14 protein-coding genes, 1 tRNA gene and 1 pseudogene are annotated in these 18,358 nt (G+C 59.3%); 6 read left to right on the top strand and 10 right to left on the bottom strand.

The window, feature by feature from the left end; translation table 11 throughout:
- Nucleotides 1-88: 88 nt before the first annotated feature.
- The 3 genes from NW806_RS10565 to NW806_RS10555 all read left to right on the top strand — a co-directional run bounded on the left by NW806_RS10565 (nt 89) and on the right by NW806_RS10555 (nt 2,481).
- Complete coding sequence (locus NW806_RS10565; RefSeq protein ID WP_414411072.1) at nt 89-1,075, top strand: CHAD domain-containing protein; 987 nt, start codon at nt 89-91, stop codon at nt 1,073-1,075.
- 91 nt (nt 1,076-1,166) lie between these two features.
- Nucleotides 1,167-2,237 carry a spermidine/putrescine ABC transporter substrate-binding protein gene (locus NW806_RS10560; RefSeq protein ID WP_414411071.1) on the top strand — a complete coding sequence of 357 codons (1,071 nt, stop codon included), beginning with the start codon at nt 1,167-1,169 and terminating at the stop codon, nt 2,235-2,237.
- Between the two features lie 100 nt (nt 2,238-2,337).
- Nucleotides 2,338-2,481 (top strand): high light inducible protein, encoded by a 144-nt coding sequence (locus NW806_RS10555; RefSeq protein ID WP_414346668.1) that lies wholly within the window; start codon nt 2,338-2,340, stop codon nt 2,479-2,481.
- A gap of 71 nt (nt 2,482-2,552) precedes the next feature.
- Here NW806_RS10555 and NW806_RS10550 read toward each other — a convergent pair whose 3' ends face one another.
- Complete coding sequence (locus tag NW806_RS10550) at nt 2,553-7,133, bottom strand: response regulator (RefSeq protein ID WP_414411070.1); 4,581 nt, start codon at nt 7,131-7,133, stop codon at nt 2,553-2,555.
- A 667-nt stretch (nt 7,134-7,800) separates the two neighbouring features.
- Nucleotides 7,801-7,883 (bottom strand) — tRNA-Leu (locus tag NW806_RS10545).
- Between the two features lie 121 nt (nt 7,884-8,004).
- Here NW806_RS10545 and tgt point away from each other — a divergent pair.
- Nucleotides 8,005-9,102, top strand: coding sequence for a tRNA guanosine(34) transglycosylase Tgt (tgt, locus tag NW806_RS10540; RefSeq protein ID WP_414411069.1), 1,098 nt, complete (start codon nt 8,005-8,007; stop codon nt 9,100-9,102).
- Nucleotides 9,103-9,392: 290 nt separating this feature from the next.
- Here the strand turns inward: tgt and NW806_RS10535 are convergent, their stop codons facing one another.
- The 3 genes from NW806_RS10535 to NW806_RS10525 all read right to left on the bottom strand — a co-directional run bounded on the left by NW806_RS10535 (nt 9,393) and on the right by NW806_RS10525 (nt 12,768).
- Nucleotides 9,393-11,009 (bottom strand): hypothetical protein, encoded by a 1,617-nt coding sequence (locus tag NW806_RS10535; RefSeq protein ID WP_414411068.1) that lies wholly within the window; start codon nt 11,007-11,009, stop codon nt 9,393-9,395.
- Nucleotides 11,010-11,201: 192 nt separating this feature from the next.
- The gene (locus NW806_RS10530) at nt 11,202-12,074 is read right to left on the bottom strand and encodes a shikimate dehydrogenase (RefSeq protein WP_414411067.1); all 873 of its coding nucleotides are present in this window, start codon (nt 12,072-12,074) and stop codon (nt 11,202-11,204) included.
- Between the two features lie 46 nt (nt 12,075-12,120).
- On the bottom strand, nt 12,121-12,768 hold the full coding sequence (locus NW806_RS10525; RefSeq protein ID WP_414411066.1) for an SIMPL domain-containing protein: 648 nt from the start codon (nt 12,766-12,768) through the stop codon (nt 12,121-12,123).
- Between the two features lie 345 nt (nt 12,769-13,113).
- Between NW806_RS10525 and NW806_RS10520 the strand changes: the two genes are divergently transcribed.
- Entirely contained in the window at nt 13,114-13,377 is a 264-nt protein-coding gene (locus NW806_RS10520) for a DUF4404 family protein (protein WP_414411065.1), read from the top strand.
- 202 nt (nt 13,378-13,579) lie between these two features.
- Here the strand turns inward: NW806_RS10520 and NW806_RS10515 are convergent, their stop codons facing one another.
- Nucleotides 13,580-13,807: a DUF2555 domain-containing protein gene (locus tag NW806_RS10515; RefSeq protein WP_414411064.1), complete on the bottom strand. Its 228-nt coding sequence runs from the start codon at nt 13,805-13,807 to the stop codon at nt 13,580-13,582.
- A gap of 61 nt (nt 13,808-13,868) precedes the next feature.
- Complete coding sequence (locus NW806_RS10510) at nt 13,869-14,219, bottom strand: hypothetical protein (protein ID WP_414394334.1); 351 nt, start codon at nt 14,217-14,219, stop codon at nt 13,869-13,871.
- A 217-nt stretch (nt 14,220-14,436) separates the two neighbouring features.
- Here NW806_RS10510 and gltX point away from each other — a divergent pair, with 217 nt between their 5' ends.
- Nucleotides 14,437-15,876 (top strand): glutamate--tRNA ligase, encoded by a 1,440-nt coding sequence (gene gltX, locus NW806_RS10505; protein ID WP_414411063.1) that lies wholly within the window; start codon nt 14,437-14,439, stop codon nt 15,874-15,876.
- Nucleotides 15,877-15,912: 36 nt separating this feature from the next.
- Here gltX and def read toward each other — a convergent pair whose 3' ends face one another.
- The 3 genes and pseudogenes from def to NW806_RS10490 all read right to left on the bottom strand — a co-directional run.
- The gene (gene def, locus NW806_RS10500) at nt 15,913-16,464 is read right to left on the bottom strand and encodes a peptide deformylase (protein ID WP_414411062.1); all 552 of its coding nucleotides are present in this window, start codon (nt 16,462-16,464) and stop codon (nt 15,913-15,915) included.
- A 28-nt stretch (nt 16,465-16,492) separates the two neighbouring features.
- Entirely contained in the window at nt 16,493-18,064 is a 1,572-nt protein-coding gene (gene purF, locus NW806_RS10495) for an amidophosphoribosyltransferase (RefSeq protein ID WP_414411061.1), read from the bottom strand.
- A gap of 95 nt (nt 18,065-18,159) precedes the next feature.
- Nucleotides 18,160-18,358 (bottom strand): annotated as a pseudogene (locus NW806_RS10490) (AAA family ATPase); the annotation flags it as partial.

Raw genomic sequence — 18,358 nt, 5'->3', positions numbered from 1 at the left:
AGGGGGCGGCTCAAGCTAGTCTAGGTAGGTTAGGGCAGGGGGGTTTGCCGCTCTTTGGAGTTGTTGTCGTGGGTAGGGGAGACTCGCGGTGGACATCATTGCTGCTGAATCGAAAACTGAGAGCCTCGGCAAGACGGAGTCCTCGGAGTCACTCTTGCTCTCGTCTTCAAGCTTGCCCCCGCTAGCTGCTTTGGCCCACCAACTGCTGAGCCAGCAATGGCAGCGGCTGCAGAAGCATGTGGGGAGAGTGCTCAAGCACCACCCGGAGGCGGCAGAATCCCTTCATCAGATCCGGGTGAGCTTGCGCCGCATCGGCACCTGGGCGGAAGTGTTTCAGGGATCCCTGCGCCTGCCCAAGCCGCTCAGGCCCAAACGTTTGCGAAAGTTGATCAAGACGCTGGGCCAGCAGCGGGATCTGGACGTGTTGCTAGAAATCCTCCACGAACCCTGTTGGCAAGGGATCCCGGCAGACCAGCAGGCGGAGCTAGAGGAGCTGAAGGAAAAGCTGCAGCGGCGCCAAGCTCAAGCCGAGAAACACTCCCGCCGCATTCTGGCAGAGGAGGACTTCCTGAAGTTCCAGGCTGCTTGCGAAGAGTGGCTGGTTTCTCCTCGCTACCAGCCTGCGGCCCAGCTTCCTGTGCAGGAGAGCTTGCCCCATCTTTTGGCGCCGCTAGTGGCGGCGTGGTTCCTGCAGCCGGGTTGGCGGATCCCGGCCTTCCCCGAAACCGAAGCTCAGGCTGAACAACTGCATGACCTGCGCAAAGCCACCAAACGCCTGCGCTACCAGCTAGAGTTTTTTGCCCCCTTCTACGGAGAGACCCTCCAAAGCTGGGTGAAGGCCCTCAAGCGTCTGCAGGAACAGTTGGGCCGCTTTAACGACTTGCAAGTTCTCCAGGCCCAGCTACCTGCCGACTCAAGCTTGCAGAACTGGCTGCAGGAACAACAGAAGCTGGCTCTCCAAGATTGGCCCACGCAGCAACAGCGTTACTGTAACCCTGCCGAGCAGCAGCGGCTATATCAGTTGCTCTTCTTGGTTGGGGAGAACAGCAACGGGGAAGTCCAGGTGGTAGGCTAGAGCAGGGGTTTGAACCGCAGTTGGCTGGACAGGATCGCTCCAGATCCAGGGCTAGGTGTAAGGGCGACGTCCAGCTCCACTAGGTTTGAAAATGCCCATGAAAAAGAGAATTGCCACGGCCGTTGCTTTGCTCTGCTGTCTACTGGCCCTGCTTTTCTTTTGGCGCTTAGGAACTGCTGCCCGAAAACCAACCCTCCAACTCTACATCTGGTCGGAATACATTGACCCAGCCATTCTCACGGCCTTTGAGAAAGCCACTAACAGCCGCGTAGTGGTGAGTGTGTACGAGTCCAACGAGGACATGATTGCCAAGCTGCGGGGGGGCGGCGTCAGCCAGTATGACATTGTCGTGCCCACCGACTACGTTGTGCCCAACATGGTGGAGCTGGGCCTGCTGCAGCCTCTCAACAAAAACCTCGTTCCCAATCTCCGCAACCTGGACGAGAAGTTTGTCGGCTTGCCCTTTGACCCAGAAAACACCTACACCGTTCCCTACCAGTGGGGCACCACCGGCATTGGCTACCGCAAAGACCGCCTGCCGGAAAACTTTGAGCGTTCCTGGGGGCTGATCTTTGATCCTAAGCAGCAGTACGGCCCCTTTGTGATGATCGACGAGATGCGCTCTATGCTTGCGGCTGCCGCCTTCTACCTGGGCTTTGACCCCAGTACTACCGTTCCCGCAGAGCTGCAGCAGATTCAGGAGCTGTTGATTCAAGCCAAACGCCGCAGCGCCGGTCTCATTGGCGGGGTGGGCGGCAAAAATCAACTGGTCTCCGGGACAGCCAATGTGGCGGTTGTCTACAGCGGTGATGTCCTGCAAGCTGCCGAAGAAAATCCCAACATTGGCTACTTTGTCCCCCGCGAGGGCGCCCACATTTGGCTTGACGTGATGGCTATCCCTGCCAAAGCTCCTAACCCGGAGCTGGCCAACCGCTTCATCAACTTCATTCTGGAGCCGGAAATTGGCGCCCAACTGAGCAACTACAACCGCTTTGCCACCCCCAACGCTGCTGCCCTACCCAGGATCAACCCCCGGGATCGCCAAAACTCAGCTATCTATCCCGATGAGACGACCTTTGCCAGGCTAAAGTACCTCAAAGTGCTGTCGCAGGAGCAGCTACGTCTGGTTGACGCTGTCTGGACTGCCGTCAAAAGCAGCTAGGGATCCCCTGCCTGCGGCTTGTTAGCTCTCGACACAAAACTTGACACTTTTTAATATCTGAGCCACATTGGGAATGTCACCTACTGATGGAGTTGCAGCCATGGAAAACCAAGAAGCTAAGTTTGGCTTTACGCCCTTTGCCGAAAAATGGAATGGCCGGCTGGCGATGCTGGGCTTTGTAATTGGCGTTTTGACCGAGCTGCTCACGGGCCAAGGGATCCTCTCTCAAATCGGCCTGATGTAATCCCAAGCCCTGGCACAGACCCTTTCTGCTCGGCTGGCAGCCGAGCTTTTGCTTTGCTAAGGCTCTACCCCCTACAAATTCTGCAAGTACTGGCAAAGGTCGGCTAGGATGCGCTCCAGCTCCTCTAGGCCCTGGGAAGCCCTGGCCCATTCTGGTGCAGCACTGTCCAGGGATCCCTGCTGGGCCAGTTGCACCCCCAGGTGCTCGAGCTCGCGGGCTGCTTGAGAAAAGGCATGGGCCCCCACGTTAGCGCTGGCTCCCTTGAGGCGGTGGGCAATTTTCCTCAAGTCTTCAGCATTACCCGCTGCAACGGCTTGGCGCAGCCGCGGCAACAGGTTCTGGCAATCCTGGACGAACACCTGCAGCAGCTCCCGCTGAAACTGGCTGTCGCCGCCCGTAGCCCGCTCCAAGTAAGCCGAGTCGATGGGATAGGGCAGCGTGGGATCAGAGTTGCCGCTGGCATCCTTAGGAGAAGGCGGAGCGGGCGAAGCCACCTCGGAGGTAGGCCCATTGGCTGCTCCTAGTGCGGAGGAGGCGATCTTGCGGCTCCAGTAGTTGATCACTCTCTCCAAATCCTCCTTTAGCACCGGCTTACTGAGATAGTCGTCCATCCCTGCTTGCAGGCAGCGCTCCCGATCCTCGTGCATAGCGTTGGCCGTTAGGGCAATCACCACGGTGTGGTGGCCAGATCCCCGCTCCCGCTGGCGCAGACGGCGCGTGGCCTCGTAGCCATCCATTACTGGCATTTGGCAATCCATGAAAACGAGGTCGTACTTGACTTGCTCCAGCAGATCCAACACTTCTTGGCCGTTGGCCACCACATCCGCCAAGTAGCCCAAGCTCTGGAGCTGGCGCAGGGCCACCTTCTGGTTGACGGGGTTGTCTTCTGCCAGCAGGATGCGCAGGGATTGCTGGGGACGGCTGGGTGAGGGCGCACTTTGGGAAGCGGCAGTGCTCATGGATAGCAGCGAAGTGGCCAGGCCAGAGGATTTGCCCAGCGCCATGACCAACGCTTCCTGCAGGCGGCTTTGCTTCACCGGCTTAACCAAGTAGGCGGCAAAGCCCATCTCGGCGGCGCGGCGGGAGTGCTCCCCCAGTCCCACGGAGGTCATCATCACCAGTTGCGTCTGGGACAGTTCCGGATCGGCTTTGATCCAACGGCCCAGAGTCTCCCCATCCACCTCCGGCATCTGCATGTCCAAAACGGCTAGGGGGAAGGGTCTGCCTTCCCGAACGGCTTGGCGCAGCTTGTCCATAGCCTGATAGGCGTTCTCCGCTTCTTCCACCCTCATTCCCCAAGCCGTAGCTTGGGACCGCAGGATCTTGCGATTGGTGGCGTTGTCGTCCACCACCAACAGCCGCTTGCCCCGCAAATCCACCGGGATGCGAACAGCAGGCTGGGAAAGCTGATGCACATAAGGCTGTCGCTCCAGAGTCAGCTCGAGGCTGAAGGTGCTGCCGCGGCCCTCCTTGCTCTCTAGGAAGATCTTGCCCCCCATCAGCTCTGTCAGTTCCTTGCAAATGGCCAGGCCAAGTCCTGTGCCCCCGTACTTGCGGGTGGTGGAGGCATCCACTTGGGTAAAGGGCTGAAACAGCTTGGCTTGGGCCTCCTTGGGGATCCCGATCCCTGTATCCCTTACCGAAAGCCGGAGCTGGACGTGGGTGGTTGTTTCCTGCATCAGCTCGGCCTGGATGACCACCTCCCCTTGATGGGTAAACTTAATGGCATTGCTTACCAAGTTGTTGAGGATTTGCCGTAGGCGCGACGCATCCCCCCGCAGATAGCGCGGCACTTCCGGCGGCATGAGCACTGCCAGCTCCAGGCCCTTGGCGTGGGCAGTGGCAGCAAACAGATCTGCCACCTCTTCTAGACACGAGCGGAGATCAAAATCCAGGATCTCCAGCTCCATTTCCCCGGCCTCCAATTTGGAGAAGTCCAGGATGTCGTTGATGAGAGTCAGCAGCGCGTCGCCACTGACGCGGATAGTCTCCACAAAATCCCGCTGCTCTGGGGTAAGGGGCGTCTCCAGCAACAGCCCCGTCATCCCCAACACCGCGTTCATGGGAGTGCGGATCTCGTGGCTCATGGTGGCCAAGAAGCTGCTCTTGGCCTGGGCAGCTTGCTCTGCCGCTTTGCGGGCTTGTTCTAGCTCGAGGCTGCGCTTTCTCTCCCGCTCCAAAAGGGCTGCTTGGGTGAGGGCAATGCCGATTTGGTTGGCCAGTTGCGCCAACAGCTCAATCTCAAACGGCTGCCACTGGCGGGGTGCCGAGCACTGGTGAGCCAGCAACAGCCCCCACAGCCGCTGCTCCATCAATAGGGGCACCACCAGGTTGGCCTTGACCTGCATTTTTCGCAGCAGCTCCAGGTAACAGGGCTCCAGCCCTTCGGTCTCCACGTTGCTGACGGCGCAAACCCGGCCCTGGCTGTAGAGCTGGGCGTACTTTTCCTGAAAACAGGGATCCTCGATCACCTCTCCCATCAAGGAGGGGATCCCCGGCTGAGTTTTCTCGTTGGAGATGATCCCAGAACCATCCGGCTGGAAGCGGTAGACCAAGACTCGGTCGGCTTTGAGCAGGGCTTGGATTTCTGTTACCGCCGTTTCCAGGATCTCGGCAATATCCAAAGATTGGCGGATCTTTAAGCTCAGATCGGCCAGGAGTTGAGCCCGCCGGCTCTGGCGCTCCAGCTCTTCGGCGGCTTTTTTGCGCTCGGTGATGTTGCGGAAGATGCCCCGCGTGGCGACCATCACCCCATCTTCAAAGCGGCAGTTGACATTGCCCTCCACCCAGACCGTTTCCCCGTTAGCAGTTACAAAGGCCGTCTCGACGTTTTCCAATAGCTCTCCTGCCATGAGCCTTTGAAAAAGCATCTGGCAGTGTTGCCGATAGTCGGGGTGGATGATGTCGAAAACCCTCATTTGCTGGATTTGAGTTTCGTCGTAGCCCAGGGTTTCTTTCCAGGCGCGGTTGACATACAAAAAGTGCCCTTCGGCATCCGCGCTTTGGATGAGATCAGTGGCATTTTCAAAGAGATCCCGGTAACGCTCTTCGCTTTCTTTGAGGGCCAGCTCTGCCAGCTTGCGGTCGGTGATGTCGAGACCGGTGCCTATGACAAACTCCACCTTGCCATCGGCGCTGACCAGGGCAGTGCTGGTCCAATCAATCAGCCGCAGTGCCCCTTGCTTGGTGCGCCAGAAGTTTTCATGGCGGTTCAGGAATAGGGAGGGATTGCCCCTGAGCTGTTCAAAAGCCTGCTTTACACCAGGCACATCCTCCGCTGGGATCAAACCCACCTCCCACAGTAGCCGGCCCCTGACTTCCGCCAGCGAGTAGCCAGAGAGTTGCTCGGCGGCCCGGTTAAAGCGCAGGATGCGCCCTTCCGGATCCAGGACCACTACCAACGCCCCTGCTGTATCGATAACTGCGTTGGTAAAGTCCCGCTCTTGCCTAAGGGATCGCTCTGCCTTTTCCCGCTCGGCAGTCTCCCGGCGGATGAGGAAGTAAACGGCGCTCAGAACCAGGTAAGTGAAAATCAGCCCCCCCAGGGCAACAAGATTGGTTCTCACCCAGGTTAACTGCAGTTCCTGATTGCGTTGCTTCAGAAGGCGATTCTCCTCCTGCTGCAGCACCCGAATCAACTCGACAATTTGCTCAATTAACCTTGGCCCTTCGCTGCTTTCTAGAGCTTCCTGAACGGCAGGTAGCCCCTCTTGCTCCCTCAGCCGGATCAAGTCTTGGATGACTCGTAGCCGTTGCTCCAGCAGCAGCTCTAGGCGCTTCAGGCGCTCTTGCTGCAGGGGGTTGTCAGCAGTGAGCTCTTTCAACAAGCGCAGATGGGTGGAGGTGGCTTCAAGGCTGGCTTGGTACTCACTGAGATAGCGAGGATTATTGGTCAGAAGATAACCATATTGACCGGCCTCGGCGGCGCAGGTTTCCGCCAACAATCCCTCCAAGCTTTGGATTGCTTTCAGAGTGTGGGCCACTCGGCTTGTCAGTTGCGGCAGTTGAGAGGCATTCCGCTGAGCTGAGTAGGTGATCCCGCCCAGAAGCAAGGCAGCTAGGCCAAAACCGGCCGTCACCTTGAGGAGAAAGCGGTTTTTACGGGCAGGTTTGACGTCGCCCGGCTTCGGCAGCAAAGGCGTCCGAGCCAGCTCCCTCAAGGTGCGGCGCAGCTCCAATTGGGCCACCACCTGATGGGCCAGGGCCTTGAGCTGATCCAGTTGCTCCGGGCTGAGCTGCCGGGGTTGGAAATCGACAACGCAGAGGGTGCCCAACGCCTGCCCTTCCGGAGTTACTAAGGGCACGCCGGCGTAGAAGCGGATGTGCGGCTCTTGGGTAACAAAAGGGTTGTCGGCAAAGCGCGGATCCTGAGTGGCATCCGGCACCACCAGCGGCTCTTGGGGAGACAAGATGGCGTGGGCGCAGAAGGCCACATCCCGGGGAGTCTCCTGCACATCGACGCCGAATTTGGCTTTAAACCACTGGCGATGCTCGTCTATGAGAGTCACCAGAGAGATAGGTGTGCCGCAGATGTGGGCGGCAAGGCGGACGATCTCGTCAAAGGCAGTTTCAGGTGCCGTATCGAGAATCTGGTACTGCCGCAGGGCAGCCAGCCGCTCTTTTTCGTTGGGAGGAAGGGGAGCTTTGGGCATAGGCCAGGAAGGGATCCCAACCACCGGGCTTGGAGGTCAATAGAGTAACCCCAGCATAACCTCCAAGCCTCTCTACCGGAAGCTACAGGGATCCGCTCTCCAAGCCCGCTTCCTGCTGGATGAGCTGTCTGCATTCTCGCCCTGCTCAGCAGCTCCGTCAGACGAGGCAAAATTACAGGCCCAGGCCTGACCTATCCAGATCCGCTGTAGGCAGAAGAGAAAAAAGCTGGTCGGATCTCAGTCTCGACATTCGTACTGGTGTCAAAGCCAGGGAAGATTGATAGAATAAACTCCAATCTATAGTGTTAGTTAAGATGACTAGGCTATTTCCTATCGTTTGACCAGGCTATTTCCTATCGTTCGTATGGGAACTTCAGGTTGAAACTTTTTAACAAAGGGCCTAGCATGATACCACAAGCTCGGCAAAAGGAGAATAGCTTTAGCTATGCAAAAGCTCCAAGATAGCCTGGTAAAGGCCTTGAGCATTGATGGTGCCTTGGGGGTAGCACTGGGGGGATTGGAAAACCGGGATGTGCCTGGGATACAAGGGTACCAACAGCCCTGCCTTTCCCGAAGCTAATATAGAGCTGGCTGTTGCCGGAAACACAGAGGTGATCCGCGCTAAGAGGAAGTAGAGGTGAAGCCAGAGATCTTAGCTGTACTTAGATGCGGAACCGGGGACTTGAACCCCGATGGCATTGCTGCCACTAGAACCTGAATCTAGCGCGTCTACCATTCCGCCAGTTCCGCAGCGATCTATAAGTCTGCCCAAGAAAAGGGATCCCTGTCAAGGGCAGAGGCAGGTTCTGCAAAGGGATCCTACTCTTATGCTAAGCTCGGCTGCGCACGCAATGGATCCAGAGCGCTAACTTTGGCGGCTTTTACTTTTGTTTGCGAGGGCACCTGCCCCAACACGCAGGCGCGGGCGGGATATTTCATCACCCCCCACGGCGAAATTCCCACCCCTTGCTTCATGCCGGTGGGAACTCTGGCCAACGTGAAGACCCTCACCCCTGCCCAGCTTAAGGAAACAGGTGCCCCCATCCTTCTCTGCAACACCTACCACCTCCACCTGCAGCCTGGCGAGAGCATCATCCAAGAAGCAGGGGGGCTACACCACTTTATGGGCTGGCCGGGCCCCATCCTCACCGACTCGGGGGGTTTCCAGGTCTTCAGCCTCAGCGCCATTCGCAAAATTGACGAGGAAGGGGTGACCTTCCGCTCCCCCTACGACGGGCGTCTGGTTCGCTTTACCCCTGAGCTTGCCATTCAAATCCAAAATGCCTTGGGCGCGGACATCATCATGGCTTTTGATGAGTGTCCCCCCTACCCTGCTAGTCCAGAAGCGGTAGCTGCAGCGGTGCGGCGAACCAATCAGTGGCTGAAGCGCTGTGTAGAGGCCCATCGCCGTTCAGATCAAGCCTTGTTTGGCATTGTCCAGGGAGGGGTTTACCCAGAGCTGCGCCACCAGGCGGTGGAAGAGGTCTGTCGGTTGGATCTGCCGGGGTATGCCATTGGCGGGGTGAGTGTAGGAGAGCCAGTGGAGCTGATGCACGCCGTGGTGCGGCAGGTAGCTCCTCTACTGCCGGCAGATCGCCCTCGCTACCTTATGGGGGTGGGCACCTATGCTGAGATACGGGCCGCAGTGGCTGCTGGAGTGGATTTGTTTGACTGCGTGATCCCCACCCGTTATGCTCGCCATGGTACGGTAATCAGCCGGGGCAAACGCTGGAACATCAAGAATGCCGAACACCGCCGCAGCCTAGATCCCATTGATTCCGACTGTCCCTGCTACACCTGCCGCCACTTTAGCCGCGCCTACCTGTGTCACCTCATCCGCGCAGGGGAGCTCCTGGGCTACACTCTGCTTTCTATCCACAACATCACTGAGCTAGTGCGCTACATGCAGAAAATGCGCCAGGCCATCCTGGAAGGTAAGTTTCACGAAAATTGGGATCCCTGGAGCTAAGCCGGCCAGAAGTCTCTACCTTGTTTTCAAAGCCCACCGCGGACCAATCGCCGGCACACCCTGTGCAGGACAGCGTTGTGTCTGCGGCTCAGGCTTTAATGGACTACGCCGAGCGCTACGCTCTGGTCCTAATCTCAACTTTGTAGCTCTGCGCCTATCTTCCGCAGCTGCCTGCCTGCTACTTTGCTCACGGCTCTACGACGCCGCTGCCGAGGCTGAGCTTCTGGAGCAGTTGCAGCAAGTGGTTGAGTCGAGGATTTAGACAGCAGCCTCCTAGATTGGTACGGGCGTTAAAGCTGGCAGGTACGGCGGCTGCGCTCCAGCTCCGGTTCAATCCAGGAGAGGGAAAAGTGACTCACGCAGGACAACTGCGGGAAGCGGCGGGCCAGGGCTGCCATCTGAGTTTCTAGACTGGGGCGGTTTCGCTGCACTTGTCCCCACAGCCCAGCAATAGCGGGACAAACAAAGGTTTGGGGAGAAGCTACAGCCAAAACTCGCTCCACTTGCTTGACCACACAAGAGCTGTCCTCGCACTTGGCATAGGCCATGGGGTGCCATTCCATGTTTGGATCAAAGCGATCCCAAGGCTGGAGGCGAGCATCAAACCCCTCCCCTACCTTCAGGTTGCCATCGGGGAAAAAGACAGCCCCGCTTGGAATTCCCCTTTTCCAGACGAGCTGGGCAGCTTGTCGAAGGTAATCGAGCACCCCCTGGCGAGCGAACTCAACGCTGAGCTCCCAGAGCTGCTGCTGCCAGCGTACTTGGCGAACGGCGGCAGGAGGGGTGGGCGTGGGAGAAGGAGTGGGAGCCAAGTTGCTCTTCCCTGAATGGGCAGGGGTGGAATGCTGCTCTCCCTGCCAATTCTTGCTTGCTGTGCTCCGGGTAACCCAGGTCGATAGCTCTGGAGAAAATACCCATTCCTCAGTCGCGCTGGGCCTGGGATCCCCTGGCCGACGCCACCTCGGCTCTTCGGAATAGGTGGCATCCAGGTGGAGAACATCCGCTACGGTAATGTAGCCCTGCCTTAGGTAACGCTCCAGCAAGGCTCGCCCCGCTGGGTTTTCTGCCAAGTCCAGGTAGGCCTGTCGGGCCCCCTCCCCGTGGATCCACAGATCCCGGACGTTAGTGGCTAGGCTTGAGGCCCCCGAGCCGCGGGGATAGCGAATGTAGTCGAAGAGGATTCCGTCCGGCTGCCGCTGCAAGATCCGGCGGATGAGCTCGGCAAGATCCCGTCGCGCCAGGGGGTGAAAGGGATCCACAAACACTTCATCGGGGCTACCCAAATCTTCCGGGAGGGCTGCTGCCGGATCCAAGAGGGTAGCAAGGCCACGACCGTTGCGGGCCAAGACGGACTGGCGATCCGGGCGCTGACCGTAGCTGTAGCCGAAATTGAGGGAAGACACCCACGCATAAGCCGAAAGCCCCCGCCGTCGCGCCGCCTTGAGAGCCAAGTCCAGCAAATCGGCATTGGGCTGCAGGCTGGGCCAGATCCCTCCTGCCCCATCCGGCAAGATGGAGCGGCCGTCGTGCAGGGTCTCGATAAAGACGCGGTTGTAGCCTAGGTTCACCACTTGGTCGAACACCTGATCCAGCACGCCCGGATTGGCATCACAAGGATGCAGGCGCACCCAAATGGCCTGGACTTGCGGCCAACGGCGGCTGCGGCAGGCGAGCAAGGCAGCGCGGTGTTCGGCTAAAACTTGGGTGTATTCGGCCCAAGCCGCATCCGACTGGGCAGCCCGCTGGCGCAGTTGAGCCTTGCGCGCCACTTCCTCCGGTGGCTGGCGGCAGTAGGCGTCAAGCCGAAAAGCCAGGGGAGATCCCCCTGGGAAAGAGAAATGGCCTGGCCACTGGAATTCGGCTTGGGCAGCACTCCTGGGCCCCAGCAGTATCAGGGCGCCAAGCACACCTGCCAGCCAGGGGATTCCGGGTTTTTTCCACTGCTGCCTTGGCAACCCCAACACCCTTAACTCCTACAGAAGCCTTAGCCCCGTCTCTCCCTAGAGATCGGCAAACCAAAGGCAATTGTTCCCGCCTAGCCAAGCCAAAGGACAACACCGCCAGAACTCGACATCCCCCGACTTCCGCATCTTCTGGGGTCAAGACCCAATTCGGTACTTAGCCAACTGCTGTCGAGCTGCCTGCCGCATTACCTCCACCGGCACAGGCTTGCCCCCCAGCCAGAGGGAGAGAGCTTTGGCCCCCTGGTGAACCAGCATCTCCAGACCACTGATGGGGGTGTGGCCCAGCTCAGCTGCCATGCGCAGCAGCGGCGTGGGATCCGGTACATAGATGAGGTCATAAACAACGGCGCCGGCAGGCAATAGGGCCAGTTGTTCCGAGCTAAGAGGGGAAAGTTCAGTAGCAGAGCCCGGCTTCTGCATGCCCACGGGGGTAGTGTTGACCACAAGGCGAGTTTCGGGCAAGCGGCGATCCAGCTCGGCCCAGCTTAGCGTCTCCAGCTGCGGCCAGGTTTGCTGCAGGGCCTGTAACTTCTCAAGGGATCGCCCAGCCACCCGCACTGGCCCCAGCCCCAACTCCCAACAGCCCTGGATGGCCGCCCGCGCCGCCCCGCCAGATCCCAGGACTAGGACAGGGATCCCTTTCTCTAAACCCAGCAAAGGTTGAACAAAGCCGTCGATGTCGGTGTTGGTGCCACCCCAGCCTCCCTCGGGCAAGGCGTAGACGGTGTTCACCGCTCCCACCGCTGCCGCCCGCGTTTCCACCTGGCTAAGCAAAGGCAGAATGGCCTGCTTGTGAGGAATCGTTACGTTAAACCCTCGCACCCCGATGGCTGCAAGCCCTGCCACCGCCACCGCCAAGCGCTCTGCCCTCACCGGAAAGGGCACATAGCAGTAGTCTTCTCCCATGGCCGCCAAAGCGGCGTTGTGCATCGCTGGGGAGAGGCTGTGGGCTACCGGATCCCCAACTAGGCCCAGCAGCTGCGTGCTTCCCGAAATGCGTCTTTCCACTCCTATCCCTCTCGACTTCAACGTCTTGACAAGCGCGGGAGAGCAGCTAGTAGCGGATCTCAAGAGTCACTTGGGCGCGCACTGTCTGTTGTCCCCCTTCTACTGGCGTGGTGGCTGCCTGGAGGCGGGCATACTCCGCTCCACCCATGCCTGCCAGAGGAACCGGGGGTTGGACATAGCTGTCGCTGTGAATCTGGATGCTTTCTACGGAACGGATGCTCAGGTTCAAGGCCCCCAGCACGTCGCTGGCTTGGCGTCGAGCATCTTCCACAGCCTGGGTTAGGGCCCGGCTGCGTGCTTGCAACAGGGCGGCCTCATTGGCTCGGAAGCTGACCGACTCCACCTGGGTGGCTCCAGCAGCCACGGCTTCATCCAGCACTTGTCCTGCTCGGGCTACGGGCACCTCAAATTGGAAGCGGTTTTGCCCCTGGATCCCTGTCAGGCGAGGCGGGCTCTTTTGGTAGTCGTATTGGGGATAGAGGGAAATGCCGGTGGTTTGCAGGGCGCTTACCTGCAGCTCTTTGAGGCGGTTGACCAGCCGCTCCGAACGCTCAGCCAGCTGCTGTTGGACAGATTGGGCCGTATCCCCTTGGATCACTACCCCTAGCCGGATCACCGCAATTGAGGTTTCCACGGCAACCGATCCCTGACCGGTTACAGTCAACGTTCGGGATCCTTTGTCAGGACTGGCCATCGCTCCTCCATTGCTGCCGACCACACCCCACGCTAACACGGCTAGCGCTAGCCCAAGAGCTAGCCAAGGCGCCCACTTCCTTTTCCAGCTGTTGCCCCCCTTCATTTCTTTCACCCCCCAGGAGTTCACCCCCAGCTTACTCCCACCGCTCCTCTAGCCGGTCGGACAAAAGCCCCAACCATCGGTTCCCTCACCTCACCCAGACGGTGCGTTCTTGCCCCATCCCCTATCGGCCCAGAGCAGCAGAAGCCAGGTTGCTGCCTATCTTAGCTAAGGGCGCTTCCACCTCTGAGATTCTCGGGCAAGCCGTATGATTTGATTAGGGCAAGGTGGTGGGACTTGAGAATGGCCGAATCAAGACTGCGCAAGCTGCTGCATGATCTTGATGTTGAGCTGCAAAAGGCCTCTGGCTTGGAGGAAAAGCAACGGCAGCAAATTGCCGCCATCTGTCGGGAAGTGGAAGCGCTGCTGGCCGAGATGGGAAGCCAACAAGACCGAGGGCTAAAGGATCGCCTGGAAGAAGCACTGGCCTTGTTTGAAACCTCTCACCCCAACCTCACCCTGATCCTGGAGCAGCTGATCGACACGCTGGCAGGGATGGGTTTGTAGCTCCGAAAGGCAGTGAACAACCGGAGCCAAGGCTGCTTGGATTCGGGTAGAAAAACTGCTGGCCTGGACGCCCGAGCAGAGTGCCGCCAATAGCCGCAAGATCCAAGACCTTCGAGAAAGCCATTCCAAGCTGGCCAAATTGGACCTGCCCCGACTAGGCCCACCTGGTCAAGCAGGCTGAAGGAGAAACTCAGAGGCAGCTCTAATCTTCATCCACTTCTCCCCACTCCAACAAGTGGGCATAAGGAGCCACCAGCTTGGGAGAGTAAAAAGCAACGGCCTGCAGTAGGCGCCAGTCTTCCAGGCAGTCGAAGAGGTTAGGGTACTCGTTGCGCTCCAGTCGCTCTGCAATAGCTGCCACATCAGCTGCAGTGAATTGGCGGGGATCCACACCCTCAGGAGGAGCCTTCACCTTGGGTTGGGCCGGCATAGGCAGCTAGAAACGCTACAAGCCGATCTTAGCTTCTCTGGATTTTCCACTCTCGGCTTGCCTAGCGGAGGATCTCAGCGTCCAAAACAGGCTCTGTCTGGGTGACGCGGTAATAGCCGGCCTGAGTACGAACTGAGGCTTGATAGGGGCTAGGCAAATCCAAAGAGCGCAAGGGCGGGATGTTGGTGCGCTGGTTTAGCAAAGCGGTGAAGAAGGCAGTGACTCGCTTGGCCTGGGAGCGCACCACCTCTTCAGGGAAAGCCACTGGATCCACCTCCCTGCCCTTATCCAACAGAATCTCATCCAAGGTATTCCCCACCGGGTAAGAAGGATAGGCAATTTGGCCAAAGACACCCCTTGCCGGGATCCCGGCGGCTAAACACCCTAGAACCATCGCCAAGGCTAGACGCATGTTCCGTAATTCCCTTTACGCTACAGCTTGTTCCTCAACACGGGAAAATCTGGGCGCTGCCCATCAACCTTTACCCCCGGGGAGCTTACCGCTTGACTGGCAGCTAAGGCGGATTCTACCCAAACTGCTTCGATTGGCAACCGCATACGGATTCCAACATGACAAGGGATCCCAATGCTGACTAGGATCGGGATGCCCTCTTTAGGAAGCGTTGCCTGTGAGTGTTCGCGTTCGCCTTGCCCCCAGCCCAACTGGCAACTTGCACATTGGCACAGCCCGGACAGCAGTGTTCAACTGGCTCTATGCCCGCCGCCATGGTGGCCAGTTCATCCTGCGCATCGAAGACACTGACCGCGAGCGCTCTTCCCCCCGCTACACCCGTAATATCCTCGCGGGGCTGGCCTGGCTGGGGCTGGACTGGGACGAAGGGCCCATTTACCAGTCCAACCGCATGGCGCGCTACCGGGAAGTGGTGCAGCAGCTTCTGGATCGGGGGCTGGCCTACCGCTGCTATGTCACTGAGGAGGAGCTGGAAGCCATGCGGGCTGCCCAAAAGGCCGCTGGCAAAGCCCCCCGCTACGACAACCGCCACCGTTTTCTCACCGAGGAGCAGCGACGGGCCTACGAAGCTGAGGGGCGGCAGCCGGTGATCCGGTTTAAGATTGAGGAGCCGATGGAGGTCTCGTGGGTGGATCTCATCCGCGGCCCCATTACCTGGAACACCCAGGACTTAGGTGGGGACATGGTCATCGCGCGGGCGGATGGCTACCCTCTCTACAACTTGGCAGTGGTGGTAGACGATATTGACATGGGAATCACCCACGTCATCCGTGGCGAAGACCACATTGGCAACACGCCCAAGCAGATCTTGCTCTACCGAGCGCTGGGGTATGAACCGCCGCAATTTGCCCATTCCCCCCTGATCCTAAACCAAGAGGGGAAGAAGCTCTCCAAGCGGGATGGAGCCACTTCGGTAACCGAGTTTCAGCAAATGGGCTTTCTGCCCGAGGCCCTCAAAAATTACTTGGCTTTGCTGAGTTGGTCTCCCCCAGATGGGGAAGAAATTTTCTCGTTGGAAAAAGCAGCTACCCTGTTTGACTTTGACCGAGTCAACCGGGCTGCTGCCCGCTTTGACTGGGACAAGCTGAACTGGCTCAACAGCCAGTACATCAAGCGGCTTTCGCCAGCGGAGCTGGTGGAGCGGCTTACCCCCTTTTGGCAGGCGGCGGGGTTTGACCTGGGATCGGTGCCCGATTCCAGTTGGCTAGAGGATGTGGCTCGCCTGGTGGCTGACGGCATCGACCGCCTGGCGGAGGCCCCTCCCCTAAGTCGCTTTTTATTCGTAGAGCCCCTTAGCTACAGCTTGCCTGCGCTGGAACAGTTGCGCTTGCCGGGAGTGGCAGAGGCAATGGCAGCCATGGCATCTGCGTTGGCTGCTGCCGAGCTGCCTCAGCCAGTTACTGCTGAGAGCCTGCAGCCACTGGTGGACCAGGTGGCCCAAAGCCAGGGGATGAAAAAGGGCTTGCTCATGAAAAGTTTGCGGGCGGCCTTGACCGGCGAGCTGCAGGGGCCAGATTTACTGACCTCTTTTGCCCTGTTGCACCGGCGAGGCTGGGCCTTGGGGCGGCTGCAGGCAGTGCAGAAGGTGGTGGGCTGACTAGGACGCTGACTGCTCTGCCTTTGCAGGCTTTTGTCAGGGTGGCAATTGTTGCTCTTCTGTGCCAGCGGCCAAGCTGTGGATCTGGGCCTGGTACTCAGCTTCCGTCAGCAGTTGCTGCGGCTGCCGATCCAGGAACAACCGGCCCAAGAGGTGATCGTACTCGTGCTGGAAAATCCGTGCTGGGAAGTCCTGCCAAGTCACTCTCTGCCGGACACCTTCTGGGGTGTAGTACTCCACCTCCACCTCGCGGGCACGGGCCACTAGGCCACGGCAGTTGGGCACGCTCAAGCAGCCCTCCCACCCCAGCACCTGCTCGTCGCTCAAAGCCAAGGGGCGGGGGTTGAGCATCACCAGCGGCTCCATCTGGGGAGCGTCGGGATAGCGAGGGTTGGGACGGGAGGCCACAATGATGACCTGGAGGGGGGATCCCACCTGCGGAGCCGCCAAGCCCACCCCCTGGGCCTCTTTCAAAGTGGCAAGCATTTCTTCAATGAGGTTTTGCAAAGCCGGCGTTCCAAACTCAGTGACCGGCTCAGCTACTTGAGTCAGGATGGGATCCCCCAGTTGGCGCAGGCGCAAGGTCATGTTCCCTCCGCAGGCTCTCCAGCATTGGCTAGCGATCTTTGCGGCTGGCTGCTGTCTCCAGAGCGAGCTTGGAGCGCTTTAGCCCCTCTGGGACAGGAATGGGGTAGTGGCCGGTAAAGCAGGCAGAGCAAAAAGAATTGGGATCCTGGCCTGTGGCCGCCAGCATGCCTTCCCAGCTCAAGTAGGCCAAAGAGTCCACCCCGATTTTCTCAGCAATTTCTGCCACCGAATACCTGGCGGCAATCAACTGGTCTTGGCTGTCCGTGTCGATGCCGTAGAAGCAGGGATGGGTAACCGGCGGACTGGAGATACGCATGTGAACTTCGGTTGCCCCCGCCTGGCGCAGGGCCTTGACGATTTTCTGGCTGGTGGTGCCGCGCACAATCGAGTCGTCCACAATAACAATTCGCTTCCCCCGCAGCACATCTTCCAGGGGGTTGAGCTTCATGCGAATGCCCCGCTCCCGCATCGACTGGGTAGGCTGAATGAAGGTGCGGCCTACATAGCGGTTTTTAATCAGCCCCTCGGTGTAGGGGATCCCTGTCTGGCGGGCATAGCCAATGGCTGCCGGGGTGCCGGAATCGGGCACCGCGATCACCCAGTCGGCCTCTGCCGGAGCTTCCCTGGCCAGTTGTTCTCCCAGCCGCACCCGGTAGGAGTAGAGGCTTTCCCCATGCATGCAACTATCGGGGCGGGCAAAGTAGATCATCTCGAAGATGCACAGTTTAGGGTTGGCCTCCGCCCAGCGCACCGATTGCAGCCCCTGCCGGTCAATCCACACCAGCTCCCCCGGCTCCACCTGGCGCAGGTAATCGGCTCCGATGATATCCAGAGCACAGGTCTCGGAGGCTAAGACATAGTGTAACCGTGGGGCTTCGGGGCAATGAGGGCTGCCCACCATCTGGGGCTGCAGCAGCTCCTGCCTGGTGGGGTTGCGGCTCAAAAGTCCTAACACCAGCGGGCGCACGCCGTAGGGATCCCGCGCTCCAATCAGCCCTTCGGGGGTGCCGATGACCAGGCTAAAAGCCCCACGGCAGCGGCGCAGAGCCTGACAGGTGGCTTCTACCCACCCTTGGCCCTGATTGACCGCCTGGGCAATGGCGTGGGCAATGCACTCCGAGTCGGTGCTGCCGGTGAGGTGGCGGTCGGCAGCTTCCAGTTCTCTGCGCAGCTCTTCGGCATTGACCAAGTTGCCGTTGTGGGCCAAAGCCAGCGGCCCCAGGCGGCTTTCCACGATTACCGGCTGAGCGTTGGCCGCGCGGCTAGAGCCAGTGGTGGAGTAGCGGGTGTGGCCCACTGCCAAGTCGCCGCTGAGCTGGGCCAGGTTTACCTCGTCGAAAACTTGGGAAACTAGGCCCATCGCCTTGTGTACTCGGCAAAAGGCTCCTTCAAAAGTGGCGATCCCCGCCGATTCTTGGCCGCGGTGCTGCAGGGCAAACAGCCCAAAGTAGGCTAGTCTGGCCACCTCCTCCCCAGGGGCCAAAATGCCAAATACTCCACAGGCCTCCTTGGGCTCCTCCTGGCTGTTCCAAAAGCCGGCAGGCCACTCCTGCTCCTCTCCCCCCGCCGGAGATGGTCTTGCCCCCGCTTTTGCTGCCATGGATCCTCGTCTTGCCGGTTGTACCTACCAGTCTAGCCTGAGCCCAGCCCCTTCCCCCTCGACTACGCCGGGATGAGCAGGTCACTGCCAAGTTGCTATAGGTCTTTCAGGGCGGAAGAGGGGCTATCGACTTCAATGGGGCCTAGTCCTCTCTTTTGAGCCAGGGTTTGCAGCTCTTGAACCAACCGTTGATCCTGGGAGGCGGTTCGAGCTCCCGACTCAGCAGCCCATGCCTTCAAGTCTTGAATTTGGTCGCGGGCAATGGCGGCTAGAGGGACGGTTTGGCGAATGGCC

Origin of the sequence: Synechococcus sp. W65.1 (assembly GCF_047461615.1) — a bacterium.
Lineage (GTDB): Bacteria > Cyanobacteriota > Cyanobacteriia > Thermostichales > Thermostichaceae > Thermostichus.
The sequence above is the reverse complement of the archived record's forward strand: the minus strand, read 5'-3'. Positions and strand labels throughout refer to the sequence as shown.

Bases quoted from the DNA above. Each gene is read 5' to 3' on its own strand.
- NW806_RS10560 (WP_414411071.1), top strand. From the start codon at position 1,167: ATGCCCATGAAAAAGAGAATTGCCACGGCCGTTGCTTTGCTCTGCTGT.
- NW806_RS10555 (WP_414346668.1), top strand. From the start codon at position 2,338: ATGGAAAACCAAGAAGCTAAGTTTGGCTTTACGCCCTTTGCCGAAAAA.
- NW806_RS10550 (WP_414411070.1), bottom strand. From the start codon at position 7,133: ATGCCCAAAGCTCCCCTTCCTCCCAACGAAAAAGAGCGGCTGGCTGCC.
- NW806_RS10525 (WP_414411066.1), bottom strand. From the start codon at position 12,768: ATGGCCAGTCCTGACAAAGGATCCCGAACGTTGACTGTAACCGGTCAG.
- NW806_RS10520 (WP_414411065.1), top strand. From the start codon at position 13,114: ATGGCCGAATCAAGACTGCGCAAGCTGCTGCATGATCTTGATGTTGAG.
- NW806_RS10515 (WP_414411064.1), bottom strand. From the start codon at position 13,807: ATGCCGGCCCAACCCAAGGTGAAGGCTCCTCCTGAGGGTGTGGATCCC.
- NW806_RS10510 (WP_414394334.1), bottom strand. From the start codon at position 14,219: ATGCGTCTAGCCTTGGCGATGGTTCTAGGGTGTTTAGCCGCCGGGATC.
- def (WP_414411062.1), bottom strand. From the start codon at position 16,464: ATGACCTTGCGCCTGCGCCAACTGGGGGATCCCATCCTGACTCAAGTA.
- purF (WP_414411061.1), bottom strand. From the start codon at position 18,064: ATGGCAGCAAAAGCGGGGGCAAGACCATCTCCGGCGGGGGGAGAGGAG.